The organism is Profundibacterium mesophilum KAUST100406-0324, from assembly GCF_009835145.1.
Classification (GTDB): Bacteria; Pseudomonadota; Alphaproteobacteria; order Rhodobacterales; family Rhodobacteraceae; genus Profundibacterium; species Profundibacterium mesophilum.
Genome location: NZ_APKE01000033.1, coordinates 48971 through 73233, shown reverse-complemented (window position 1 = coordinate 73233; position 24263 = coordinate 48971). Strand labels below are relative to the sequence as shown.

At 68.6% G+C, this 24263-nt stretch carries 19 protein-coding genes; 9 read left to right on the top strand and 10 right to left on the bottom strand.

Annotated elements, in window-relative coordinates; translation table 11 throughout:
* Positions 1–97: 97 nt before the first annotated feature.
* The gene (locus tag PMES_RS13295; RefSeq protein ID WP_159966209.1) at positions 98–2332 is read left to right on the top strand and encodes a Hint domain-containing protein; all 2235 of its coding nucleotides are present in this window, start codon (positions 98–100) and stop codon (positions 2330–2332) included.
* A 10-nt stretch (positions 2333–2342) separates the two neighbouring features.
* Here the strand turns inward: PMES_RS13295 and PMES_RS13290 are convergent, their stop codons facing one another.
* From PMES_RS13290 to PMES_RS13275, 4 genes are all read right to left on the bottom strand, one after another.
* The gene (locus PMES_RS13290) at positions 2343–3122 is read right to left on the bottom strand and encodes a gamma-glutamyl-gamma-aminobutyrate hydrolase family protein (protein WP_159966208.1); all 780 of its coding nucleotides are present in this window, start codon (positions 3120–3122) and stop codon (positions 2343–2345) included.
* A 287-nt stretch (positions 3123–3409) separates the two neighbouring features.
* The gene (locus PMES_RS13285) at positions 3410–5632 is read right to left on the bottom strand and encodes a malate synthase G (RefSeq protein ID WP_159966207.1); all 2223 of its coding nucleotides are present in this window, start codon (positions 5630–5632) and stop codon (positions 3410–3412) included.
* A 123-nt stretch (positions 5633–5755) separates the two neighbouring features.
* Complete coding sequence (locus tag PMES_RS16945) at positions 5756–5959, bottom strand: DUF2256 domain-containing protein (RefSeq protein WP_201289005.1); 204 nt, start codon at positions 5957–5959, stop codon at positions 5756–5758.
* 14 nt (positions 5960–5973) lie between these two features.
* Positions 5974–6312, bottom strand: coding sequence for a hypothetical protein (locus PMES_RS13275; RefSeq protein WP_159966205.1), 339 nt, complete (start codon positions 6310–6312; stop codon positions 5974–5976).
* A 105-nt stretch (positions 6313–6417) separates the two neighbouring features.
* On the opposite strand from PMES_RS13275, the gene pepN reads away from it, so the two are divergent.
* Entirely contained in the window at positions 6418–8973 is a 2556-nt protein-coding gene (gene pepN / locus PMES_RS13270; RefSeq protein WP_159966204.1) for an aminopeptidase N, read from the top strand.
* Between the two features lie 22 nt (positions 8974–8995).
* On the opposite strand, the gene PMES_RS13265 is transcribed toward pepN, so the two are convergent.
* Positions 8996–9838: a transglycosylase SLT domain-containing protein gene (locus PMES_RS13265; RefSeq protein ID WP_236549808.1), complete on the bottom strand. Its 843-nt coding sequence runs from the start codon at positions 9836–9838 to the stop codon at positions 8996–8998.
* Positions 9835–10425, bottom strand: coding sequence for a lytic transglycosylase domain-containing protein (locus tag PMES_RS13260; RefSeq protein ID WP_159966203.1), 591 nt, complete (start codon positions 10423–10425; stop codon positions 9835–9837). Before PMES_RS13260 ends, PMES_RS13265 begins: the two co-directional genes overlap by 4 nt.
* A gap of 144 nt (positions 10426–10569) precedes the next feature.
* On the opposite strand from PMES_RS13260, the gene gatB reads away from it, so the two are divergent.
* The gene (gene gatB / locus PMES_RS13255; RefSeq protein WP_159966202.1) at positions 10570–12078 is read left to right on the top strand and encodes an Asp-tRNA(Asn)/Glu-tRNA(Gln) amidotransferase subunit GatB; all 1509 of its coding nucleotides are present in this window, start codon (positions 10570–10572) and stop codon (positions 12076–12078) included.
* 289 nt (positions 12079–12367) lie between these two features.
* Here gatB and PMES_RS13250 read toward each other — a convergent pair whose 3' ends face one another.
* Entirely contained in the window at positions 12368–12562 is a 195-nt protein-coding gene (locus PMES_RS13250; protein WP_159966201.1) for a hypothetical protein, read from the bottom strand.
* A 195-nt stretch (positions 12563–12757) separates the two neighbouring features.
* Here PMES_RS13250 and PMES_RS13245 point away from each other — a divergent pair, with 195 nt between their 5' ends.
* Positions 12758–13372 carry a hypothetical protein gene (locus PMES_RS13245; protein ID WP_159966200.1) on the top strand — a complete coding sequence of 205 codons (615 nt, stop codon included), beginning with the start codon at positions 12758–12760 and terminating at the stop codon, positions 13370–13372.
* 46 nt (positions 13373–13418) lie between these two features.
* Here the strand turns inward: PMES_RS13245 and PMES_RS13240 are convergent, their stop codons facing one another.
* Positions 13419–13676, bottom strand: a complete 258-nt coding sequence (locus PMES_RS13240) for a BolA family protein (RefSeq protein WP_159966199.1) — start codon at positions 13674–13676, stop codon at positions 13419–13421.
* 74 nt (positions 13677–13750) lie between these two features.
* Between PMES_RS13240 and PMES_RS13235 the strand changes: the two genes are divergently transcribed.
* Positions 13751–14380 carry a J domain-containing protein gene (locus PMES_RS13235; protein ID WP_159966198.1) on the top strand — a complete coding sequence of 210 codons (630 nt, stop codon included), beginning with the start codon at positions 13751–13753 and terminating at the stop codon, positions 14378–14380.
* 171 nt (positions 14381–14551) lie between these two features.
* Positions 14552–15841: an O-acetylhomoserine aminocarboxypropyltransferase/cysteine synthase family protein gene (locus PMES_RS13230; RefSeq protein ID WP_159966197.1), complete on the top strand. Its 1290-nt coding sequence runs from the start codon at positions 14552–14554 to the stop codon at positions 15839–15841.
* 7 nt (positions 15842–15848) lie between these two features.
* Here the strand turns inward: PMES_RS13230 and PMES_RS13225 are convergent, their stop codons facing one another.
* Positions 15849–16589 carry an SIMPL domain-containing protein gene (locus PMES_RS13225; protein WP_159966196.1) on the bottom strand — a complete coding sequence of 247 codons (741 nt, stop codon included), beginning with the start codon at positions 16587–16589 and terminating at the stop codon, positions 15849–15851.
* A gap of 162 nt (positions 16590–16751) precedes the next feature.
* Between PMES_RS13225 and PMES_RS13220 the strand changes: the two genes are divergently transcribed.
* Both PMES_RS13220 and PMES_RS13215 read left to right on the top strand, forming a co-directional pair.
* Positions 16752–20183, top strand: a complete 3432-nt coding sequence (locus PMES_RS13220) for a hypothetical protein (RefSeq protein ID WP_159966195.1) — start codon at positions 16752–16754, stop codon at positions 20181–20183.
* A 204-nt stretch (positions 20184–20387) separates the two neighbouring features.
* Entirely contained in the window at positions 20388–22310 is a 1923-nt protein-coding gene (locus tag PMES_RS13215; protein WP_159966194.1) for a cation:proton antiporter domain-containing protein, read from the top strand.
* Between the two features lie 39 nt (positions 22311–22349).
* Here PMES_RS13215 and cobT read toward each other — a convergent pair whose 3' ends face one another.
* Positions 22350–23399: a nicotinate-nucleotide--dimethylbenzimidazole phosphoribosyltransferase gene (cobT, locus tag PMES_RS13210; protein WP_159966193.1), complete on the bottom strand. Its 1050-nt coding sequence runs from the start codon at positions 23397–23399 to the stop codon at positions 22350–22352.
* A gap of 76 nt (positions 23400–23475) precedes the next feature.
* On the opposite strand from cobT, the gene cobS reads away from it, so the two are divergent.
* Positions 23476–24231 (top strand): adenosylcobinamide-GDP ribazoletransferase, encoded by a 756-nt coding sequence (cobS, locus tag PMES_RS13205; protein ID WP_159966192.1) that lies wholly within the window; start codon positions 23476–23478, stop codon positions 24229–24231.
* Positions 24232–24263: the final 32 nt, after the last annotated feature.

Genomic DNA, 24263 nt, shown 5'->3' with positions numbered 1-24263 from the left:
GAAGGTCACGCCGCCTCCCAATCCACGTCCCGCCAAGCAGCGATAACGGCTCGCATCCGGCACACTCATCCTGCCGGCACAGGAAGAGGGCGGCGCCGTGGCAGACTACAAGTTCAAGGCATATTCGCAGGATGCTGCGGACATATTCTCCAACAATCCGGGCGACCTTGTCACCTGGAGCGGCGAGAACGATCCCGCCGGCCGCGTCTATCTTACCGACAACCAGACCGGCGCCAGCGGCACCGGCCTGACCAGCCGTTCGACCGACGAGACGGCCACCGGCACGTTCGTTCTGGGCGGGACCACTTACTCGGGCGTGACCTACTCCGCCGAGAAAGTCTGGACCGTTCGCGACAGCATCAGCGGCGAGACGTTCGAGGTCGCCCGCCTCGATGTCCGCGACGGCTCCGGATCGGTCGGGAAATACACGCTTTCCGAGCAGCCGCTCGTGATGGGTCGCAGCTACGAAGTCGTCGACTACAAAAGTCAGCCCTCCTTCGAGACCGGCACACCCTTCACCTATGCCGATTACGAAGGCGCCCCGCACGAGATCTCTGGCACTGCCGGCAATGACGTCATCAATGCCTCCTATGCCGGGGATCCCGAAGGCGACAAGGTCGATGACGGCTTCGGCGCCGGCAGTTCGGGGCTGGGCGACACGATCAAAGCCGGCGCCGGCGACGATTCGGTCTCTGCGGGCGCGGGCGACGATTTCGTCGAGGGCGGCTCCGGGCGCGACACGGTCGATGGCGGCGCGGGCGATGACACCATAGAGGGCGACCACGCCGACGAGGCGCTTCGCTGGTCGGAAGCCGGCGCGGACGAGGCGGATCTAACCGATTTCACGCAAGTGACCGGCGACATGCAGGTCGCGGTCAGCTTCACCGATACCGGCAACAACGGAACACTCTACCAGGTCGAATCCACCGACCGGGTCTTCGTGAGTCCGACCGATCCCATGTCCGACCGCTCCAGCCTGTTCCTGATCGGGGACGGCGATGCGCAGACCTCGCAGACAAGGCTCGATTTCTCGGCCGCCGACCCGGCAAGCGGTATCGGCGACGAAGTCCAGGATGTCATCTTCCGCATCAACGATATCGACTTCGGTGCGGATAACCATCGCGATATCGTCACCATCAATGCCTTCGACGCGCTGGGCAACCCGGTCGCCGTCACCCTGAGCCCCTCATCCTCCGCGACAGTGAGTGGCAACACGGTCACCGCGGGCGATACCGATTCCAACCCGTCCCAGGAAATCGGCTCTCTGCTGGTGCAGGTTGCCGGCCCGGTTTCCTCGATCACGATCGACTACGCCAACGGCCTCGCCGGCACCCAGGCCATCTGGGTCAGCGACGTCCATTTCGACACGATCAACGCGAATGGCGAGGATGACGTCCTCAGCGGCGGCGCCGGCGATGACAGCATCCGCGGCGGCGGTGGCGATGACGTGATCTCCGGCGGAACCGGCGCCGACCGTCTGCATGGCGAGCGCGGCAACGACACCATCACCGCCTCGCAAGGCGATGTCGCCACGGGCGGCAGCGGCGATGACGTCTTCTACATCGAGGATCTCGCCGAACCCGGCGGCGCCCCCATCAGCCTCTATGGCGGGGAGCAGGGCGAAACCCTCGGTGACACGCTCTATTTCCAGGGCCAGGCCCGTTGGCGCGATGTCACCTTCGACGGCACGCCCGACGAGAATGGCGGCCTGAACGGCACGGCGGTCCTCGCGGATGGCTCCACCGTCTCCTTCTTCGAGATGGAGAATGTCGTCATCTGCTTTGCCGGCGGCACCCGGATCCTGACCCCCGGCGGCCCGCGTCCGGTCGAGACCCTGCGCCGGGGCGACCCGGTCGTGACCGCCGATCACGGCGTGCAACAGATCGAGTGGATCGGGCGCCGGACGGTGGCCGCCGAAGGGGCGCGCGCCCCGATCAGGATCCGCGCGGGAAATTTCGGCGCGACACGCGATCTGCTGGTCTCGCCGCAACACCGGATGCTCATCGACGACTGGCGGGCACAGATGTATTTCGGCCAGGACGAGGTGATCGTCGCGGCCCGCCACCTCGTCGACGAGTCCCGGGTGCTGCAGGAGAGCGGCGGCGAGGTGACCTACCATCACATCATGTTCCGCCGCCACGAGATCGTCTATGCCGAAGGCGCACCGTCGGAGAGCTTCCACCCCGGCAGGATCGGCCTCGGAACGCTCGACTGCGCGGCGCGCGCCGAGGTCTTCGACCTCTTTCCCGCCCTGCGCAGCGATGCCGGCGCCTTCGGTCCCGCCATCCGGCACAGCCTCAAGCGGCACGAGGGCGCGCTGCTGCGCATGTAGGGGCCGCGTCTCAGGCGATCGCGCGCATCCGCGCCTGGCCGGCGCCCGCATCCCAGGCCGCGACCGCCTCCCCGAAGGCCTCGAAGAGAGGGCGCGAGACGGGGTCGGTTGCCGCCCGGTATTCGGGATGCCACTGGACCGACATCGTGAAACCCGGCGCATCGCGCACGTAGAGCGCCTCCGGCGTGCCATCCGGCGCCCGGCCATCGATCACGATCCGCGCACCGGGCCGGTCGATCCCCTGCCCGTGCAGGGTATTGGTCATCACCTCCCGCGCGCCGAAGAGCTTGTGGAACGGTCCGTCCTCGCTGAGGCTGACCAGATGGCGCAGGGCGAATTTCTCCTCCTCCGTCCCGTCCGGCGGCATCCTGTGGTTGCTGCGCCCCGGAAGGTCGCGGATCTCGGGATGCAGCGTTCCGCCCATCGCGACATTGACCTCCTGGAAGCCGCGGCAGATGCCCAGCAGGGGCTGGCCCCGCTCCACGAGCGCCCGGATCAGCGGCAGCGTCACCGCATCGCGGGCCCGGTCGAAGGCGCCATGCGCCTCCGTCGCGGCGACACCGTATTCCTCGGGATGCACGTTTGGCCGCCCCCCGGTGAACAGGAAACCGGCACAGGTCCGCAAAAGCTCGTCGACGGTGACCAGGCGCGGATCGGCCGGGATGACGAGAGGCATCGCGCCGCTGACTTCCGCCACGGCGAGCGAGTTCATCGCCCCGCCGCCATGCGTCAGGTATTCCTCGTTGATCAAGTGCTGATTGCCGATGATGCCGACGACGGGCCGTGTCATTCGCGATCCTTCCCTGCTTCTTCCCCCCAATATAGGGAGCCCGCGGCGCCGCTGTCAGCCCCGGACATCGCCGCATCTTGCCAGCATGGTGCAAAGGGGGCGTCTCGCGGCCAGGGGCGGGATGGAAACGAGCCGCTCGACGCGGCCCTCGGGCATGGGGCGGCATAGGCGCGATTGGGCCCTGCCTGAACGGCAGAAGGGCCCGCGCGGGGCGCCGGCCCTTCATCTTCGTTCATACACCTCGCGGGGGTGCGGGGGCGCGAAGCCCCCGCGTTGTGCCGGATGGCTCAGCCGGCAGCCTTCAGCTCGAGGCGCCGGCGATGCAGCACCGGCTCGGTATAGCCCGAGGGCTGCTGGCGTCCCTCAAAGACCAGGTCGCAAGCCGCCTTGAACGCGACCCCGTCGAAATCGGGCGCCATGGGCCGGTAGGACGCATCGTTTTCGTTCTGCGCATCCACCTTCGCCGCCATCTTCTTGAGCGCCTCCATGACACGCTCCTCCGAGACCACGCCGTGATGCAGCCAGTTCGCAAGCGCCTGGCTGGAGATCCGGCAGGTCGCGCGGTCCTCCATCAGGCCGACATCGTGGATGTCGGGCACCTTGGAGCATCCGACGCCCTGATCGATCCAGCGCACGACATAGCCGAGAATGCCTTGCGCGTTGTTCTCAATCTCCGAGGCGATCTCCTCGTCGGACCAGTTCGTCCCCTGCGCCAGCGGAATGGTCAGAAGGTCGTCGAGCGTGCCGCGCGCCCCGCCGGAGGCCAGCTCATCCTGGCGCTCCAGCACGTCGCGCTGGTGGTAATGCAGCGCATGCAGCGTCGCGGCCGTCGGCGAGGGAACCCAGGCACAGGTCGCGCCGGCCTCGGGATGGCCGATCTTCTGCTCGAGCATGTCCTTCATGCGGTCGGGCATCGCCCACATGCCCTTGCCGATCTGCGCCCGGCCCTTGAGCCCGCAGGCAAGGCCGATATCGACGTTGCGATCCTCGTAGGCCTTGATCCAGGGCGTCGACTTCATCTCGCCCTTGCGCACCATCGGTCCCGCTTCCATCGAGGTGTGGATCTCGTCGCCGGTGCGGTCGAGGAAGCCGGTATTGATGAAGGCCACACGGGATTTCGCCGCACGGATGCATTCCTTGAGATTGGCCGAGGTGCGGCGCTCCTCGTCCATGATGCCGAGCTTCACCGTGTTGCGCGGCAGGCCAAGCGCCTCCTCGACGCGGGTGAAGATCTCGTCGGCGAAGGCAACCTCCTCGGGACCGTGCATCTTCGGCTTGACGACATAGATCGAACCGGTGACCGAATTGCCGCTCTCGCGCTTGAGATCGTGGCTGCCGATCAGCGTCGTGATCATCGCATCCATCAGCCCCTCGGGAACCTCGTTGCCGTCGGCGTCGAGGATCGCGGGATTGGTCATCAGGTGCCCGACATTGCGGATCAGCATCAGCGCACGGCCCTTCAGGCTGAGCGTGCCGCCATCGGGCGCGGTAAAGACGCGATCGTCCTTCAGCGTGCGGGCGAAGGTCTTGCCGCCCTTCTCGACCTGCTCGCTCAGATCGCCCTTCATCAGGCCGAGCCAGTTGCGATAGGCCACGACCTTGTCCTCGGCATCGACCGCCGCCACGCTGTCCTCGCAATCCATGATCGCGCTGACCGCGGCCTCGACGAGGATGTCCGATACGCCGGCGCCATCCGTGCCGCCGATCTGGCTCTCGCGATCAATGACGATGATCACATGCAGGTTGTTGTGACGCAGCACGATCTGCGAGGGGGCGTCCTTGTCGCCCAGGTAGCCTGCGAAAACGCCGGGCTCGGCCAGGGGCATGGTGTTGTAGACGTCGGGCGCGTGGCCCGAGGAGGGCACTTCGCGGCTCTGCATCGTCTCGGTGCCGCGCCAGTCCTCGCCGTTGAGGATCAGCCCCTGCAGCCCATGCTCGGACACCTTGTAGCCTGCCAGTTGCTTGTGGCTGCCGGAGATCAGCGGCGCGATCTCGTCGAGGAGCCCCTTCGCCGCCGCGACGACACGCGCGCCGCGCTCCTTGTCATAGCCGCTTCCCTGCGGCAGATCGCCCAGCGCATCGGTGCCGTAATAGGCATCGTAAAGCGATCCCCAGCGCGCATTCGCCGCATTCAGGGCATAGCGTGCATTGGTGATCGGCACGACGAGTTGCGGGCCTGGCGTGCCGGCGATCTCCGGATCGACATTTTGCGTCTCGATCTGGAAATCCGGGCCTTCCTCAACGAGATAGCCGATTTCCTTGAGAAACCCCTTGTAGGTCTCGAGGTCGATCTCGCCCTTGTTGGAGCGGTGCCATTCGTCGATTTGACCCTGGATCGTCTCGCGCGTCTCCAGCAAGGCGCGGTTGCGCGGTGCCAGGTCATGGACCAGGTCGGAGAAGCCCGACCAGAACGCCTCGGCGGCGACATCGCTGCCGGCAAGTGCCTCCGTCTCGATGAAATCCGCGAGTTCGGCTGCAACCTGCAGCTTTCCTTTGTTCACCCTTTGCACGCCTTGCCCTCCTCTGGCCGTCCTACGGTTCGCGGCACCCTACACAACGGTGTCGCCTGTGCAAGTATGCGAGCCCTACCATGATTGCATACAATCCTTGGCGCCCCGCACCCGCGCCGGATGTCATCCCGGATCACCGTCACGCGGCAGGGCGGCGGCGCCGCTACCGGCCGCATGGGGCCCGCCGGACCCCGCCGGCTTGCCGCGCCGGCACGCGGCGCTGCAGTAAAGGACGCTCTCCCAGTCGCGCGCCCATTTGCGCCGCCAGGAGAACGGCCGGCCACAAGTCCGGCAGAGCTTTTGCTCCAGCTCGGACTTGCGGCGCATCCTCGCCACCGAAATTATTCCGCGGGCGTAACGGTCTCTTCGGTGCTGGTTGCCGGAGCAAGCTCGGCATCGAGGTTCTCCACTTCGCCTCCGGTGCCCGTCCCGGCCCCGGCTTCCACGCTACCGGCATTCGTTTCCACCTCGCCCCCGGTCACGGCCGCGCCGGCCGTGCTGTCGAGCTGCTCTTCCTGCGCGGCGGTCGCGTCATTGCCCGGCTCGTTGCCGCCGGCAAAGAGCCAGATCGAGAAGGCGATGATCAGAAGGACGACGAAGCCGATCACGAGGGCCATGCCGCCAAGGGGGCCCTTGTGTTCCTTTTCCTGCTTCTCGATATTCGTGTTGGGTGCAGACATTGGTTGATCCTCGGAGAATGTGCGGGCGCTGTTGTGGCCCAATGGTCACGCGGGTAACGTTTCAGCCGTGTTTTGGTTCACATCACCCCTCCAAGGAGCTTTCCCATGACCGAGGCCGCGCCTCATGCCGTCCACCTGTCGGACTACGCCCCTTACCCGTTCGTGATCGACGGGGTCGAGCTGACCTTCCGCCTCGATCCCGGCAGGACGCGGGTCATCTCGCGGATCGCCTTCTCGCCCAATCCGGACGGGCCGGGTCACTCGGCGCTCCAGCTCGACGGGGAACGGCTCAAACTGATCTGGGCGCGGATCGACGGCGCGCCGGTGGAGCCGAGGATCACACCCGAAGGGCTCACCTGCGACGTGCCGACGGGCTCGTTCGTCTGGGAGGCCGAGGTCGAGGTCGATCCGGCCGCCAACACCGCCCTCGAAGGCCTCTACATGTCGAACGGCATGTATTGCACGCAATGCGAGGCGCAGGGCTTCCGGCGGATCACCTACTACCCCGACCGGCCCGACGTGATGGCCCGTTTCGAGGTGACGATCGAGAGCGATGCGCCGGTGCGCCTGTCCAACGGCAATCCGCAGGAGCCCGATGCGCAGGGCCGTGCGCGCTGGTCCGACCCCTGGCCGAAACCCGCCTATCTCTTCGCGCTCGTGGCCGGCAATCTGACCGCCCGTTCGGCGAGCTTCACCACCCGCTCGGGGCGCGAGGTCGCGCTCAACGTCTACGTGCGGCCCGGCGACGAGGACCGGTGCGATTACGCGCTCGACGCCCTGATCCGCTCGATGCGCTGGGACGAGGAGGTCTACGGGCGCGAATACGATCTCGATGTCTTCAACATCGTCGCCGTGGACGATTTCAACATGGGCGCGATGGAGAACAAGGGGTTGAACATCTTCAACTCCAAATACGTGCTCGCCTCGCCTCAGACCGCCACGGATCGCGATTACGAGATGATCGAGGGGATCATCGCGCATGAGTATTTCCACAACTGGACGGGCAACCGCATCACCTGCCGCGACTGGTTCCAGCTTTGCCTGAAGGAGGGCCTGACGGTCTTTCGCGATCAGCAGTTCACCGGCGACATGCGCTCGGCCCCCGTCAAGCGGATCGAGGATGTCCTGCAATTGCGGGCGCGTCAGTTCCGCGAGGATGCCGGCCCCCTGAGCCATCCGGTGCGTCCCGAAAGCTATATCGAGATCAACAACTTCTACACCGCGACCGTCTACGAGAAGGGCGCCGAGGTGATCGGCATGCTGCGCCGGCTGGTCGGCGCCGAGGCTTATGACAAGGCTCTGGCGCTCTATTTCGACCGGCATGACGGGCAGGCCTGCACTATCGAGGATTGGCTGAAGGTGTTCGAGGATGCGACGGGGCGCGACCTGACGCAGTTCAAGCGCTGGTATACACAATCGGGAACCCCGCATCTGCGGGTGCTCGAGAGCTGGGAGGACGGCACTTACAGCCTTCACCTCCAGCAGCAGACCCCGCCCACCCCGGGCCAGCCCGAGAAGGCGCCGCAGGTGATCCCCGTGGCGGTCGGCCTGCTGGATCCCGGCGGGCGGGAGGTCGTGCCGACACGGCTGCTCGAATTGACGCAGGCCGAGCAGAGCTTCAGCTTCGAGGGTCTTTCGGACCGACCGGTCCCCTCCCTGCTGCGCGGCTTTTCCGCCCCGGTGGTGATCGAGCGCGCAAGCACCGCGCAAGAGCGCGCGCTGCTCCTTGCCCATGACACCGATCCCTTCAATCGCTGGGAGGCGGGACGCGCGCTGGCAAAGGAGCTGCTGGTCGATATGATCAGCAATGGCACCGATCCGGGAGACGACTATCCCGGCGCTCTCGGCAAGGTCATCGAGGACGAGGGTCTCGATCCCGCCTTCCGGGCGCTGACACTCGCCCTGCCCTCCGAGGACGACATCGCCCAGACCCTGAAGACCGCCGGCATCACCCCCGATCCCATGGCCGTCCACGAGGCGCTGAACCGCCTTGCCGTCGCGTGCGCCCGACATCTTCGCGCGCCACTCGCCGCATTGCATGACGCGCTTGCCCCGAATGGGCCCTATACACCCGACGCGGAGGCCGCGGGCCGGCGGTCATTGCGCGGCGCGGCGCTCGGGCTGCTCACACGGATCGACGATGGCAGCCGCGCCGAGGCGCAATTTGCGCAGGCCGACAACATGACGGAAGAGCTCGGCGCGCTCACCGCCCTTCTGAGGGCAGGAAAGGGCCACGAGCAGCTTGCCCAGTTCGAGCGCAAGTGGTCGCAGGATCGCCTTGTCATGGACAAGTGGTTCTCGGTTCAGGTGATGCTCGCCGCGCCGCGCGAGGCGTGCGAGATCGCCGACAGGCTGACCGCCCATCCCGCCTTCGACTGGAAGAACCCCAACCGCTTCCGCGCGGTGCTGGGGGGCCTTGCGGCCAACCATGCCGGCTTCCATGCACCCGGCGGCGCGGCCTATGCACTGGCGGCCGATTGGCTGATCCGTCTCGACCCGGTCAACCCGCAGACCACGGCCCGCATGAGCACGATGTTCGAGACCTGGAGGCGCTACGACGCCGATCGCCAGGACATGATGCGCGCCGCCCTCGAGCGCCTCGCGGCCGCGCCCGGCGTCTCGCGCGACACCGGGGAGATGGTCGGCCGGATGCTCGGCTAGGCGTGCCGCGAAACGCCGACGCTCAGAGGGGCTGCCGCAGGACGGCGGCCCCTTCGTGCAAGGGCCCTGTATCCCGAAGGCGGCGCGGTTTCGGACGCGGACTGCTGCGTCTTTGGCAATAGTCCTGACCGCGCAGCCAGGTCGCCATCTCCTGGCGTTTCGCCGGCGAGCGCATGGGCCCCCAATCGGCGGCCACCCCGCTCCAGCGCGGCTCCGCGCGGGCGATCACCCCGTCGCGCGGAACCGTATGGGCAAGGATGCGGATCGCGCAGCTCAGGTTAGCGGCCCCGTCGGTCAGGGCCGCGCCGCTGCGTGCCATGCACCCGTAGCCGCGCGCCGTTCCGGGAAGGATCTGCAGCAGCCCGTACCACAGGCCGTTGCCGCCCACAGCGCGCGGGTTCCAGGTGCTTTCGTGCTTGGCGAGCGCCGACAGGAAGCCGACCCAGAATGCGCGTCTTTGCACCGCATCCCCCCGCGCGTAGCCCGGGCACCATGTCGCGATATCGGACGGGGTCTCCGCCACGAGGGGGGCGCCATGGGCGCGCAGAGCGCGCAGCGCCGCGCGGCTCCACTGCGCGCGCTCTCCCCGGAAATCCCAGCGGGCCGCGGGGATGGGCTCACTGCGCGGACGGGCGCGCGGGCGCGGGCTGCGCGGCGGCGGCGCCTGCGCCGCGGCGGCGAGCGTGATCACCGCGCCGCCCCGCGCCGCGGGCACTGGTGCCCCCGCGAAGCCGTCGTCGTGCATGCCGGCCGTGATCGCCGTTGCCGGCGCACCGGCCGCTTGTGCTTGCGCCCCGGCGGATGCCGCGATGCCGGTCACGACAAGCGCCGTGACGATGCCGCGAAACCGCGCGGCGGCCGTCACCCCTCGGCCGTACAATAGGGCTGCGCGCGGGTCCAGGCCTGCATCTGTGCCCGTTTCGATGGGCTGTGGAACGGCCCCCAGTCGAGCATTCCGCGCGCCACCGTGCCGCGCTTGAGCACCTGGTGCGCCGCGATCCGCACGGCGCAGCGCAGGTTGGCCGCACCATCCTTGAGCGCCGCCCCGGTCTTCGCGTTGCACCCGTAGCCGCGCGCGGTGCGCGGGTCGATCTGCACCAGCCCGTACCACAGCCCGCCGCCGCCCACCGCGCCCGGGTTCCAGGTGCTCTCGTGTTCGGCGAGGGCCGAGAAGAGACCGGCCCAGAAGGCGGCGCGCTCGTCGCGGTTCTTTTGCAGGTATCCCGGGCACCAGCGTTCGTAATCCGACGGCACCATGGCGGGAAGCCCGGCGCCATGGGTGTTCAGCGCATCCATGGTCGCCCGGGTCCAGATCTCCGATTCGGGCCGGAAATCCCAGCGCATCGCCGGCATCTGGGCACTTGCCGGCTCGGGCGGGGCGGCGCGGCGCGCAACTTCGGTGCCCCCGCAGGCGGAAAGGGCCAGAAAGCCCAGCAGCATCAGACGCTTCATCACATCTCGTTCCCATCAATGGCGCCGGGCAGGTTACCCGCCGCGCGGATCGATGCAACCCGCCCTTCCGGGCATAGGCCTTGCTCCGCCGATGCCGCTCGCCTAAACGTCGCAGCCACCGACACAGCAAGCCGGGAGACCCCCATGCTCGACCTCGCCTACGACCTCCCCGCCCCCAAGGTGATCCGGGGTGCGCTGCATGACTGGGAACTGGTGATCGGCCTCGAAGTCCATGCGCAGGTTTCATCGAAGGCCAAGCTCTTCTCGGGCGCCTCCACCCGCTTCGGCGCCGAGCCCAACAGCAACGTCGCCTTCGTGGATGCCGGGATGCCGGGCATGCTGCCGGTGATCAACGAGGGCTGCGTGGCGCTGGCCGTCAAGACCGGGCTGGGGCTGAAGGCGCAGATCAACCTGCGCTCGGCCTTCGACCGCAAGAACTATTTCTACCCGGACCTGCCGCAGGGCTACCAGATCAGCCAGCTCTACCACCCGATCGTCGGCGAGGGAGAGGTGATCGTGGACATGGCGCCGGGCGTCGCGCGCCGGGTGCGGATCGAGCGCATCCATCTCGAGCAGGATGCCGGCAAGTCGATCCACGACATGGACCCGCACATGTCCTTCGTCGATCTCAACCGCACCGGCGTCGCGCTGATGGAGATCGTCTCCCGCCCCGACATCCGCGGCCCCGAGGAAGCGGCCGCTTACGTCGGCAAGCTGCGGCAGATCCTGCGCTATCTCGGGACCTGCGACGGCAACATGCAGAACGGCAACATGCGCGCCGACGTGAACGTGTCGGTCTGCCGCCCCGGTGATTACGAGAAATACCAGGAAAGCCAGGATTTCAGGCATCTCGGCACGCGCTGCGAGATCAAGAACATGAACTCCATGCGCTTCATCCAGCAGGCCATCGATGTGGAGGCCCGCCGCCAGATCGCGATCCTCGAGGATGGCGGCAGCGTCGTGCAGGAAACCCGCCTCTACGATCCCGACAAGGGCGAGACCCGTTCGATGCGCTCGAAGGAAGAGGCGCATGATTATCGCTACTTCCCCGATCCCGACCTGCTGCCGCTCGAGATCGAGCAGGGTTTCGTCGACGAGATCGCCGCATCGCTGCCCGAACTTCCGGACGAGAAGAAGGCCCGCTTCGTCACCGAGTTCGGCCTCACCGAATACGACGCCAGCGTGCTGACCGCCGATGTGACCAATGCCGCCTATTTCGAGGAGGTTGCCCGTGGGCGCGACGGCAAGCTCGCCGCGAACTGGGTGATCAACGAACTTTTCGGGCGTCTCAAGAAGGACGACCGTGCGATCACCGACAGCCCCGTCTCGGCCGGGCAGCTCGGCAAGATCGTGGGGCTGATCTCCTCGGACGCGATCTCGGGCAAGATCGGCAAGGACCTCTTCGAGATCGTCTATACCGAAGGGGGCGATCCCGAGGAGATCGTCGAGGCGCGCGGCATGAAACAGGTGACCGACACCTCGGCCATCGAAGCGGCCGTCGACGAGATCATCGCCGCAAACCCCGCGCAGGTCGAGAAGGCCAAGCAGAACCCCAAGCTTGCGGGCTGGTTCGTGGGCCAGGTGATGAAGGCCACGGGCGGCAAGGCCAACCCCAAGGCCGTGAACGAGATCGTGGCCGCCAAGCTCGGCTGACGCCGAAGGGGCCCGCGGCGCCGGCCGGGCGCCGCGGAAATCTGCGGGCCAGGCCGGATCGCGGGCCGCCCGGGCTCACCGGCCCGTGCCCCTCCGGCGGCCCGAAATTGGCCCCGGGCGCCTCTCGGCCCCGGCAGGTAGAAGCAATCCGGCCCTCCGCCCCCAGGGCTCTTGCACCGAAGGCGCCGAATGTCTTCACGCGATTGCCGGTCTTGTCCGGCCGGTGGTGGGCCGGTGGTGGGCCGGTGGCGCGGCATCCCGGCAATATCGAGGCGGGATGCCGGAGCGCTCAGTTCTCGACGCCGATCTCGTTATCAAAGCCGTCGCTCGGCTTTGCGATCTGCTCCACCGGCCCGGCCTGGGGGTTCGTGTCGATCACCGGTCCGCTCGCCGGCATGCACGCGGCGAGGAGCAGCGACCCCGATACCGCGAGGCCAAGGATACATGCGCGCGGCATGCGCCCGGTTGCCGAAGATGTCGTCATTGTCTGTCTCCCCGTCATTGCTGTCTGTCACGAGGGCAACGGAATAGGACGTCCGAGGTTCCTTTCGGGCCCGGCCGGCAAGCTGCCGCGCGTGTGGTCCGGACGGTCCAGATTAAGGCTTGCCTGCCGGCTCAGGTCGCTTAGACAGGGTTGGCCCGATCTGCTAGGGTCGATCCGAAGCCTGAAGGGGGCATGATGGCTTATTACGAATACAAGGTCGTTCCGGCGCCCAGGACCGCGCCCCGCGCGAAGGGCGTGAAGGGGACGGAGAACCGCTTCGCCCACGGTCTGACCGAGGTCATGAACACCCATTCGGCGGAAGGCTGGGAGTATCACCGCGCCGAATCGCTGACCTGCCAGGGGCGTCGCGGACTGTTTTCCCGCGCGCCGTCCAGCACCCAGGAGGTTCTGGTCTTCCGTCGCTGGGTCGAAGCGCCGGACACGGTCTTCGATTTCGGCGGTCGCCTTCGCGAACGCGAGCGCAGCGCGACACCCGAGGAACTCGGCGCCGAGCTGGGGCGCGGCACGCAGAGCGCCGAGCCTGCACGCCGCGCGGAGCCGCGCCCATCGAGCGCGCCCGCTGCGCATGGCCGCGCACCGGCCGAGACGGGACCGCGCCTGGGCCCGGCGCCCGGCAACGCCCATGTCGCGACTTCTCCCGCCAGCATCTCCCCCCCCGGCAAGCCGCCCGCCGGCAGGACCCCCGCCATCACCGCAGATCGCGAGCCGGGCCATGCCCCCACGCTCGGCCCCGCGCGCGGCGAGGATGAGGGCGGGTTGCACCGCTTTCCGGGCAGCGAGCGCAGCTGAGCAGAAGGCAGGCCCCGCCCCCTGAAGGGGACGGGGCATCCGTGCATCAGCTGTCCAGGTCGAGCGCGAGCGCATGGATGCGCGAGACCAGCTCCGCGCCGAGGGCTGCGTGAACCGCGCGGTGCCGCTCGATCCGGGACATGCCCTCGAACCGGTCGGAACGGATGCGGATGTTGAAATGGCTCTCGCCGCCTTCGCGGTAGCCGCCGTGACCCCTGTGGCTTTCGCTGTCATCCACCACCTCGAGTTCGCGCGGCGAAAAGGCCTGCTGCAAGTTTTGCGTGATCTGCTGCGTAATCGTCATTTTGTTGTTTCTCCCTCTTCACCTCTGAGACCATTCGCTTAAACTCACTGGCCCGAGTCGAAAAGGACCGCCTCATGTCGAAAAACGACCCCTTCGGATTCGATATCCGGGTCTCTTCAGCGAAAAAGAAGAATCCGCGCGGCAAGCGCGGGATGTCGGGCGCGTTCGAAACCTCGCGCCGCGAATGCGAGCATCCGGGATGCACCGAGCAGGGACAGTACAGGGCACCGCGATCGCCCGATCACCTCGACGAGTACCTGTGGTTCTGCAAGGACCACGTGCGCGAGTACAATCTCAAATGGAATTTCTTCAACGGCAGCACCGAGGAGGAATTCGCCGAGCAGATCGACAGCGACCGCGTCTGGGGCCGCGAGACGAAACCGTTCCGCAAGTCGGCGGAGCAACGCGCCTGGGCGCGGCTCGGCGTCGATGATCCGCATGAGGTTCTCGGCGAGAACGCCACCCGCAATCCGGGCCGCTCGATCACCGGTACCCGCCGCCTGCCCCCCACCGAGCGCCGGGCAATCGAGATCCTCGATGCCAAGGAGCACTGGACGAAACCCGAGATCCGCAAGGCCTACAAGGCGCTGATCAAGGTCCTGCATCCCGACATGAACGGCGGTGACCGGGGACATGAGGAGCAGCTTTCGGAAGTGGTCTGGGCCTGGGACCAGATCAAGGACAGCCGCAACTTCACCGGCTAGGAGCGCGCGCGAGGCCCCCGGACGCGCGCGATCGCCGCCGCGGGACAGGTATTTTGCGCGAAGCTGAAGGGGCACGGGCGCGCGAGGCCCGCTGGCCGGAGCGCGGCGGCGTTGTGCCGCCTGCCTGACTGACCTATCACTTCGGGGCAACAAGCAGCAGGGAGGCTCTCGATGTCAGAGACGAGCTACGGATTCGACACCCTACAGATACATGCCGGCGCGCGGCCCGATCCCGCGACGGGCGCGCGGCAGACCCCGATCTACCAAAGCACCGCCTACGTGTTCCGCGATGCCGATCATGCCGCCGCGCTGTTCAACCTCCAGGAGGTCGGCTACATCTATTCGCGCCTGACCAACCCCACCGTGGCGGTCCTGCAGGAACGGATCGCGACGCTGGAGGGCGGGATCGGCGCGATCTGCTGCTCGTCGGGACACGCGGCGCAGATCATGGCGCTCTTCCCGTTGATGGCCCCGGGGCGCAACGTCGTTGTCTCGACGCGGCTTTATGGCGGCACGGTCACGCAGATGAGCCAGACGATCAAACGCTTCGGCTGGTCGGCCAAGTTTGTCGATTTCGATGATCTCGACGCGCTGAAGGGCGCCATCGACGAGGACACGCGCGCGATCTTCTGCGAATCCATCGCCAATCCGGGCGGCTACATCACCGATCTCGATGCCGTCTCCGAAGTGGCGCAGGGCGCGGGTCTGCCGCTCATCGTCGACAATACCAGCGCGACGCCCTACCTGTGCCGCCCCATCGAGCATGGCGCGACGCTGGTCGTCCACTCGCTGACGAAATACCTGACAGGCAACGGCACGGTCACCGGGGGCTGCGTCGTCGATTCGGGCACGTTCGACTGGTCGGCCTCCGACAAGTTCCCCTCGCTCAGCGCGCCCGAGCCGGCCTATCACGGGCTGAAATTCCACGAGACCTTCGGCCCGCTGGCCTTCACCTTCCACGGCATCGCGATCGGGCTGCGCGACCTGGGCATGACGCTGAACCCGCAGGCGGCGCATTACACGCTGATGGGGATCGAGACGTTGAGCCTGCGGATGGAGCGTCATGTCGAGAACGCGGTCAAGATCGCCAAGTGGCTCGAGGGCGACGACAGGGTGGATTACGTCACCTATGCCGGGCTCGAAAGCTCGCCCTATCACGGCAGGATCGAACGGATCTGTCCGCGTGGCGCAGGTGGGCTCTTCACCTTCGCGGTCAAGGGCGGCTATGACGCCTGCGTCAAGCTGATCGACGCGGTCGAGATCTTCAGCCATGTCGCCAACCTCGGCGACACGCGCTCGCTGATCATCCACTCCGCCAGCACCACCCACAGGCAGCTCGAGAGCGAGCAGCAGCGGGCCGCCGGCGCCGCCCCCGAGGTCGTGCGCCTGTCGATCGGGATCGAGGATGCCGACGATCTCATCGCCGATCTCGATCAGGCCCTGACGAAGGCGGTCAGCTAGGCCCGGATCACGGGGCGAGGAGGGCGAAGCTGGCCTCGACATGCGCGCTGATCTCGACCGCGCCCCGTGCCACCGGCATTCCGCCCATGCGGGCGGCTTCCATGAACATCGGCTGCGGCGGCGTGCCCGCGCCGCCCTCGCTGAGGGCGACAAGGGGGCCGAGCCGCATCCCCGCGGCCTGTGCCAGGACGGTGGCCGCCCGGATCGCATCCTCGACCGCGCGCCGCCGGGCCGTATCGCGCAAGGCGGCGGAATCGGCCATCTCGAAGCCCAGGTCATCGATCCCGTTCGCCCCCGTCTCGAGTGCAAGATCGACGATCTCCCCGAGCCGGTCGACATCACGGATCGTCAGGCTGAGCTGGCTCACCGCCTCGTAGCCGACGATGGCGGGCGGGACGCCGCGCAGATCCTGCTCGGAATGCAGGGGCTGGAGCGACAGGCGCGAGGTCTGCATGTCCCGCGCCGCGATGCCCGCCTCGCGCAGCGCTGCGATCAGCGGCTCCATGATACCGCGCATCTGCGCGATCGCGGCGCCGGCCGTCTCGGCGCGGGCGCGGGCCTCGGTGCGAAAGCGGGCCATGTCCGGCTCGCCCGTGGCATGGCCCTCGCCGCTGACGCTGAGACGTGCGGGAGCGATGGCCCCGCCGGGCGCGGTTTCCTGTGCGAACGCCGCACCGGTGAGCGGCCCCGCGCCGGCCAGAAGACCGAGGCCGAGCGCGGCCAAGGCAATATGTCCAATGGATCGCATCGTGAACTTCCCTTCATCGATCAACGCTACGTCGCAGCCAATCATTCCGCTTGTCCGCGCGAAAGGGGGCAATGTGTTTTCCTCGGCGAAAAGCTGCTATAGAAGGGCCGCAAATCCGTCAGCACACCTGCCCTCATCGGCGGCGCATGATAGGCTCGCCTCATGAAAAAGACACTCGCCCTCGACCTGTCCCATACCGGCATTCGCGTCACCGTCACCGCCGGGAGCGAAACCCGCACGCTCGGCGAAGTCGCGCTCGACGATCCGGCCCTCGATGCCGCCCTGCGCGATCTGAGGGCAATGGCGCAGGCGCAGTCCGACGGGCCCCTCGAGACGCTTCTCGTGATCCCCGCATCCGAGATCCTCTACCTGTCGGTCGATGCCGCCGGTGACACCGCCGCCGCGCGCGAGACGAGCCTGCGCGCGCAGCTTGAGGGCCGCACGCCCTACGATCTGAGCGAGCTTGTCTATGACTGGCGGGCGCTCGACGAGACCCGGGTCGCCCTCGCCGCGGTCGCGATCGAAACCCTGTCCGAGGCCGAGACATTCGCGGTCAATCACGGGTTCAACCCGCGCCGCTTCACCGCCCTGCCCCGCGACGGCGCGTTCCCCGGGCGCGCCGATTTCGGCCCCACGGCGCACGCCTCCGGCGCGCCGATCACCGCCACGCCCCCGCCGCCGGATAACGCGTCCCCCCATCATGCCGAGGCGGCCCCCGCGATCCACCGCGCGGCCGGGGCCGAGGCGCTTGCGCCGGCGCGCGAAGACGAAACGCCCGCGCAGGCCGAAGCGCCGCAGGACGAAACATCGACGGACGGGCTCGCTTCGGACGCGGTGGCGCATGAGGATGTCCCGGCATCGCCGGAACTGCCCGGTGAAGCCGCGCCAATCGTCGATGACGCGGCCATGCAACCGGGCGCGGGCGCCGATCTGCCGGACCCGCAGGCGGAGAGTGCCGAGCCGGAGGGTCCGGCCGAAAACGGCGGTGACGATGCGACTGGCCCTTCCGATACGCGCGAGGCCGAAGCCGGGGAGACCGGCGAAGACATGCACGATCGCCGCGATGCCGCTCCGGAAGGGCGTGCGGAGGCGGACGCAGTCGCGCCAGAAGAGGTCGCAGCGCATCCTGCCAATCCCGAATCTCAGGCACCAAAGAGCGACGCCGCGCCGTCTGCGGATGCGCCCGTGCCCGTGCCCGTGATAGAGGGCGTGCCCGAAAGCCTTGTGCCGGCGCAAGAAGCGGAAGAAGCAGCGGAATTGCCTTCGGCCTCCTCGACCAGCGATGCCAAGACCAGCAGTGCCGAAATGGGCCAGGACAAGGACAGCGCGGCGGAAGACATGCCGAACACGCCGCAGGAAACCGGCGCACAGGATGAAGACCCGCGTCCCGCGAAATGCTCCGGCGTGCCCCTGTCCACGCTGCGACCGGACGAAGCCGCTGCGGATGCCCCGGCCACAGTGGCCCCGTCAGGTCCTCGGCAGCCGGTCGAGGAGCCGGCGCGATTCGGGCCGAAAGGGCCAAAGCTGCCGCCGCGTGTCCCGGCAGGGCCCGCGGCACCGGCACGGCCCGCGATGGGACCCGTGGCGGGGACCGGCGCCGCGGCCGCCGCTGCGGATGCCCGGGATGCGGCGGTCGGCGGTGATGCGAAAGGTGCGCGCGCCGCGCGGCCGCATCGGTCCGCCCCGAATGGCGCCGGGATCGCCAAGGGCACCGGCGCGCGAGACATGCACCCGAGGAGCGCGAACGTCACGCCGGGCCCCGCCACGGCCGGGCCGGCCGCGATTCTTGCCGCGCGGGCCGGAATGACCGGGGAGACGAACGGACTTGCGCCGCTCGCCCCCCTGAGCACCTCGCCCCTCGACATCATGTCCTTCGAGCGCGGGACCGCCGCGGCGCGCCGGGCTCCGGCGACCACGGCCAAGCCGGCGGCGCCGCAAGACGAGGCCGAGGCGCTGACCATCTTCGGCGCACGCGGCAGAGCGGCGCCGGGCGGCGGCCTACCAAGTGGCCTCGTGGCGGGCGGACTTGCCGCCGCACTGGTGGGTGCCTTCGTGCTCGTGGGCGCGGCCTGGTGGATGGGCGACGAGGCGGAGCAGACAGGCAGCCCGCGCGAGATGGCCGAGGCGCCGGTGGTGGAACCCGAGGCACCGCAAGCCGCGCCGGCGCCGGACACGCCGCAAACGGCGCGGCGGGGGGCCGCCGATGCCGCGGGGGTTCCGACCGGTACGATCCTCAGCCCGGGCGGCCTGCGCGAGAGCGCGCTGTTCGACGATGCACCGGGCGACGATAGCGGCGACACGGCCCTGCTCGCGCCGCCGGACGATGCGGCGCCCGCGACCGGTACGGATACCGAACGGGAACAGGGGCTCGAGCTGGCCGCGCGGCCCGATGACGACACGGCGCTCTTCGCCGAACCCGAAGGGACCGCGGCAAGCGCGGACCCCGATGACGCACGCGCCGCCCCTCCGCCGTCAGACGGCGAGAGCGATCCTGCCGGACCCGATGCGGCCGACCCGCTGGCGCGGCAAGCCGTCGCCGCCGATACGGCCATCCGCTACGCGATGACAGGTGTTTGGGACGACGCCCCGAGCATGACCGCCGCTCCCGGCGGCGAACGGCTCGACGACCTCAATCCCGCGCCGCTCGATCCGGCGATCGAAGGGCTGGCCCTGCCGGTCAGGCCTTCGGATACCGGCCCGGGATTCGTTCCCACCCGGCTCGTCACCCTTCCCCCGCCGCCATCGGGCCGCAGGTTCGATTTCGGGGCGGATGGCATGATCGTCGCCACCGCCGAAGGCGCCCTCAATCCCGACGGCATCATCGTCACCAAGGGCACCCCGCCCGCCACCCCGCCCGCGCGGCCGGACCGGCCCGCCGGCGACGCTCCGCAGGAGAGCGGCGAGACACCGGCAACCGCCGATGCTGCCCCCGATGCCGAGGAAGCCGTTCCGCCCCCGGCTGCCGCCTCAGAGGTCACCGCCGCCGAAGCGGCGCAGGACCCGCTGGCCGGCGATGTCGCTGCCGGCGTCGCCCGTCTCGAGCCGCGCCCGCGCCCCGAACCTGCTGGCAACACGACGGACGCGGATGGGACGCCTGATGCAGCGGGCGCCGGCGAGACGGCGCAGACGACAAGCTCCGACAGCGCCGCCGCCGGGATTGCCGCGCGGGTGCTGACCCCCGAGGCGGCGCCGGGCGAAAGCGTCGAACCCGCCGAGGAGGCACCTGCCGCGGCACCCGTCAGCCCCTATGCCGTCGAGCGCTCGCGCAGCCCGGCGCGGCGGCCTGCCGATCTCGCGGTCCGGGCCGCGGCAGCGGCGGCGGCACGCTCGATCGCCGGGACGGGCGGTTCGCAGGCCGGACAGGCCCTCCGCCAGCCCGGAACGCCGGAATTGGGGCTGGCCAAGGTCAACCTCGTCGGCGTCTACGGCTCGGCCTCGAACCGCCGCGCCCTCGTGCGCCTGCCGACGGGGCGTTTCGTCAAGCTCAAGGTCGGCGACACGCTCGACGGCGGCCGCGTCGCGCAGATCGACGCGGCGCAGCTCAGCTATGTAAGGGACGGGCGCACCATCGTGCTCGACATGCCCAACAGCTGATCTTGGTGGCGGCGCCGGGGAACGGTGCCGCCGCGCGGAGCGACGAAGGCCGGCGAGCGTCATGCGCGCCGGACTCGGCAAACCTGCGCCAGCACACAGCCCCACCGCATCCAACCGATCCAACCGCGCGCGCCGCGCCGGTTGCAATTTTGCGCGGCGGGCGGCAATCGTGTCACGCGCATGAAATCCCAACCGGAGTTTCCGATGGAAAGCTTTCTCTTCCAGGCCACAGTCTACCTGGTTGCCGCGGTGGTCGCGGTGCCCTTGGCGTCGCGGCTTGGTCTGGGGTCGGTCCTTGGATACCTGATGGCCGGGATCGTCATCGGTCCGGTTCTGGGACTGGTCGGGACGGAAACCGAAAGCCTCCAGCATTTCGCGGAGTTCGGCGTGGTGATGATGCTGTTCATCATCGGCCTCGAGCTGGAGCCGAAATCGCTCTGGAAGATGCGCCACAAGCTTCTCGGCCTCGGCGGGGCGCAGGTCGTTGTGACGATGGGCCTGATCGCCGGCGGCAGCTACGCACTCGGGCAGCCCGTCACCGTGGCGCTCGCCATCGGGATGATCTTCGCGCTCAGCTCCACCGCCATCGTGCTCCAGACCCTCAGCGAGAAGGGCCTGATGCAGACGGGCGGCGGACGGTCGAGCTTCTCGGTCCTGCTGACGCAGGATATCGCGGTGATCCCGATGCTCGCCCTTTTGCCCCTGCTGGCGGTCCCCGGTCTGCATGCCGATTTCTCGGACGAGCCGGACGAGCATGGCGGCGTCGGCAGCGAGGCCGTGATCGACACGGTCGCCGAGGATCACGCCGAGGCGGCGATGTCCCTCGTGGAGGGATTGCCGGGATGGGGCGTGACGCTGATGACCCTCGGGGCGGTCGCAGGGATCATCCTGATGGGGGTCTTCGCCACCCGGCCGGTCTTCCGCTTCGTGCACCGTGCCAAGCTGCGCGAGCTATACACCGCGCTCGCCCTCCTGATCGTGATCGGCATCGCCTTCGTGATGACGCTCGTCGGCCTCTCGCCCGCCTTGGGCACGTTCCTCGCGGGGGTGGTGCTGGCCAACTCCGAATTCCGCCATGAGCTTGAATCGGACATCGAACCCTTCAAGGGGCTGCTGCTCGGGCTCTTCTTCATCACCGTGGGCGCCGGCATCGCCTTCGGCATCTTCTTCGAGGCGCCGGGCACGATCCTCGGCCTGACGCTTGCGGTGATGCTGATCAAGGGCCTCGTGCTCTACCTGCTCTCGCTGATCTTCAAGATGAAGGGCCGAGACCGCTGGCTCTTCACGCTCGGGCTTGCGCAGGCCGGCGAGTTCGGTTTCGTCCTTGTCTCCTTCTCGCTGCAGACCAACGTGCTGCCGCCGGAACTGGGCGAGACCCTGCTGCTGATCGTGGCGCTGTCGATGCTGCTCACGCCGCTGTTCTTCATCGCTTATGAGCAGATCAGCAAGCGCCTCACGGATACCGCCGAGGAGGACCGTCCCGCCGACACGATCGACGAGCAGAACCCCATCATCATCGCCGGGATCGGCCGCTTCGGCCAGGTGGTCAACAGGATGCTGCAACTGGCGGGCCTGCGCACCACGGTGCTCGACCACGACCTCGACACGATCCAGCTGATGCGCAAGTTCGGCTTCAAGAGCTTCTTCGGCGATCCCAGCCGGCCCGAGCTTCTTCATGCCGCCGGGCTGCAGACCGCGCGCGTTCTGGTCGTCGCGATGGATGACGACGAGGCAGCCACCGCGCTCGTGGAATATGCCCGGCGGGTGCGGCCCGACCTGCATATCGTCGCCCGTGCGCGCGACCGCATCCATGTCTACGAGCTTTACCGCGCCGGGGCCGACGACATCGTGCGCGAGCTTTTCGACAGCTCGCTCAGGGCGGGACGCTACGTGCTCGAGAACATGGGTCTGAGCGAATACGAGGCCTCCGAGATGGAGAAGGCCTTCTTCAAGATCGACCGCGGTGCGTTGCGCGACCTGGCACAGCTCTGGCGTCCGGGCGTTCCTGTCGTCCAGAACGAGGAATACATCGCCCGCGCCAAGGCCCTGAACGAGGAGCTGGAGACGGCCCTTGTCAATCGCTACGACACGCGGCGCACCCGCGTCGAGGACGACGACGAGGATTGATCCCCCGCCCCGGCGCGCGGTGGCGGGGGAAGCCGCAGCTCAGCCGGCGGAGACCCCCGCCTCCTCGAAACTGGCCATGCCGGAGTGACAGGCCAGCGCGCCGCGCAGCACCCCGATCGCCAGGGCCGCGCCCGATCCCTCGCCAAGGCGCAGATCCAGCGACAGCAGCGGCGCCTTGCCAAGCTTGTCCAGCAGCATGCCATGCGCCGCTTCGCGCGAGACATGTCCTGCCACGGCGTGATCCAGCGCGCCCTGCCGCGCCCGCTCCAGCACGGCCGCAGCCGCCGAGCAGATGAAGCCGTCGAGGATCACCGGAATGCGCAGATGCCGCGCGCGCAGGATCGCGCCGGCCATGGCCGCCAGCTCACGCCCCCCGAGACGGCGCAGCACCTCGGCGGGATCGCCGAGCGCGCCGGCATGGCAGGCCAGCGCCTCCTCGACGATCCGTGTCTTCGCCTCGAGCGCGGCACCACCCACCCCCGTCCCCCGCCCTGTCCAGCCCGCGGCATCGCCGCCGTAGAGGGCCGCCGCGATGGCCGAGGCCGACGTGGTGTTCCCGATGCCCATTTCCCCCGCGATCAGCAGGTCGGCCTTCGGATCGACCGCGTTCCAGCCGATGGCGAGGGCGGCGGCCAGCTCGGCGCCGCTCATCGCCGGCTGCGCCGTGAAGTCCATCGTCGGCCTGTCGAGGTCGATGGGGTGCACGGTCATCGCGGCACCGAACGTCTCGCTGAGCTGGTTGATCGCGGCGCCGCCGGCGGCGAAGTTCGCGACCATCTGCGCCGTGACCTCGGGCGGGAAGGCCGACACGCCGCGTGCCGCGACACCGTGGTTCCCGGCGAAGATCACCACCTGCGGCGCGGCAAGGCGGGGCCGCGCCGTGCCGCGCCAACCTGCATACCAGATCGCCAGCTCCTCAAGGCGGCCAAGGGCCCCCGGCGGCTTGGTCAAAAAGGCGTCGCGGTGGGTAGCTGCCGCAATCGCTTCGGGATCAGGCCCCGGAAGCGTGGCAAGAGCCGCGTGCAGCGCCGCGATGCCGTCCTCGGTCCCCTTGAATGGTGCGCTGCTTGCTACCGGTTCTGCCATCATCTTCCCCGTTGCTTGTTGCCTGCCCCGTCTTTACCGATCGGCGCAGGACCGGCCACCCATAAAAGGAGCCCCCGGCATGACATGCTCCAAGGCCCCGGCTCTCGGCGATCCCGCCGCGGCGCTCGCGCTGCTCAGCCGCCTGCCGGTGCGGGCCGATCACGCGCGCGGGGCGGCGGCCTCCTGGGCCTGGCCGTTCGCCGGGTTGATCCTCGGCGCACTCGCCGCGGCCACGGGACAGCTTGCCTTGCGTGCGGGGCTGCCCGCACCAATGGCCGCCGGCGCGGTTCTGGCGGCCGGGATCGTCATCACGGGCGCGATGCACGAGGATGGCCTCGCCGATAGCGCAGATGGCCTCTGGGGCGGCTGGACACCCGCAAGACGGCTCGAGATCATGAAGGACAGCCGCATCGGCGCCTATGGCGTTCTCGCCCTGATCGTGGTGCTGGGGCTGCGCTGGTTGGCGCTTGCGGCGCTTTTGCAGGGGGCTGGCGCCTTTGCGGCGATCGCGGCAATCGGGGCGATCTCGCGCCTGCCGATGGTCTGGATCGCGGGCCTCTGTCCCCCCGCCCGCCCAAGCGGCATGGCGGCGATGACCGGCGCGCCCGGACTTGTGCAAGTCGCGCTCGCCACCGTGCTAACGCTCGCAGCCGCGCTCTTGCTGCTCGGATCGGGCGGCCTGCTCGCGCTCTCGGGCGCGGGGCTCGCGGCGTTCTGGCTCGCGCGCCTGGCCCTGCGGCGCATCGGCGGACAGACCGGCGACATCCTTGGTGCCAGCCAGCAGCTTGCCGAGATCGCGGGTCTGAGCGTCCTCGTCGCGCTCGGCACATCCTGACCCTGATCAAGGCGGCATGGCCCACGAAAAAA

What these genes read in the sequence shown, in the direction of transcription:
- PMES_RS13290 (WP_159966208.1), bottom strand. Translation starts at nt 3,122, where the DNA reads ATGACACGGCCCGTCGTCGGCATCATCGGCAATCAGCACTTGATCAAC.
- PMES_RS16945 (WP_201289005.1), bottom strand. Translation starts at nt 5,959, where the DNA reads ATGCGCCGCAAGTCCGAGCTGGAGCAAAAGCTCTGCCGGACTTGTGGC.
- PMES_RS13275 (WP_159966205.1), bottom strand. Translation starts at nt 6,312, where the DNA reads ATGTCTGCACCCAACACGAATATCGAGAAGCAGGAAAAGGAACACAAG.
- pepN (WP_159966204.1), top strand. Translation starts at nt 6,418, where the DNA reads ATGACCGAGGCCGCGCCTCATGCCGTCCACCTGTCGGACTACGCCCCT.
- PMES_RS13260 (WP_159966203.1), bottom strand. Translation starts at nt 10,425, where the DNA reads ATGAAGCGTCTGATGCTGCTGGGCTTTCTGGCCCTTTCCGCCTGCGGG.
- gatB (WP_159966202.1), top strand. Translation starts at nt 10,570, where the DNA reads ATGCTCGACCTCGCCTACGACCTCCCCGCCCCCAAGGTGATCCGGGGT.
- PMES_RS13250 (WP_159966201.1), bottom strand. Translation starts at nt 12,562, where the DNA reads ATGACGACATCTTCGGCAACCGGGCGCATGCCGCGCGCATGTATCCTT.
- PMES_RS13245 (WP_159966200.1), top strand. Translation starts at nt 12,758, where the DNA reads ATGGCTTATTACGAATACAAGGTCGTTCCGGCGCCCAGGACCGCGCCC.
- PMES_RS13240 (WP_159966199.1), bottom strand. Translation starts at nt 13,676, where the DNA reads ATGACGATTACGCAGCAGATCACGCAAAACTTGCAGCAGGCCTTTTCG.
- PMES_RS13235 (WP_159966198.1), top strand. Translation starts at nt 13,751, where the DNA reads ATGTCGAAAAACGACCCCTTCGGATTCGATATCCGGGTCTCTTCAGCG.
- PMES_RS13230 (WP_159966197.1), top strand. Translation starts at nt 14,552, where the DNA reads ATGTCAGAGACGAGCTACGGATTCGACACCCTACAGATACATGCCGGC.
- PMES_RS13225 (WP_159966196.1), bottom strand. Translation starts at nt 16,589, where the DNA reads ATGCGATCCATTGGACATATTGCCTTGGCCGCGCTCGGCCTCGGTCTT.
- PMES_RS13220 (WP_159966195.1), top strand. Translation starts at nt 16,752, where the DNA reads ATGAAAAAGACACTCGCCCTCGACCTGTCCCATACCGGCATTCGCGTC.
- PMES_RS13215 (WP_159966194.1), top strand. Translation starts at nt 20,388, where the DNA reads ATGGAAAGCTTTCTCTTCCAGGCCACAGTCTACCTGGTTGCCGCGGTG.
- cobT (WP_159966193.1), bottom strand. Translation starts at nt 23,399, where the DNA reads ATGATGGCAGAACCGGTAGCAAGCAGCGCACCATTCAAGGGGACCGAG.
- cobS (WP_159966192.1), top strand. Translation starts at nt 23,476, where the DNA reads ATGACATGCTCCAAGGCCCCGGCTCTCGGCGATCCCGCCGCGGCGCTC.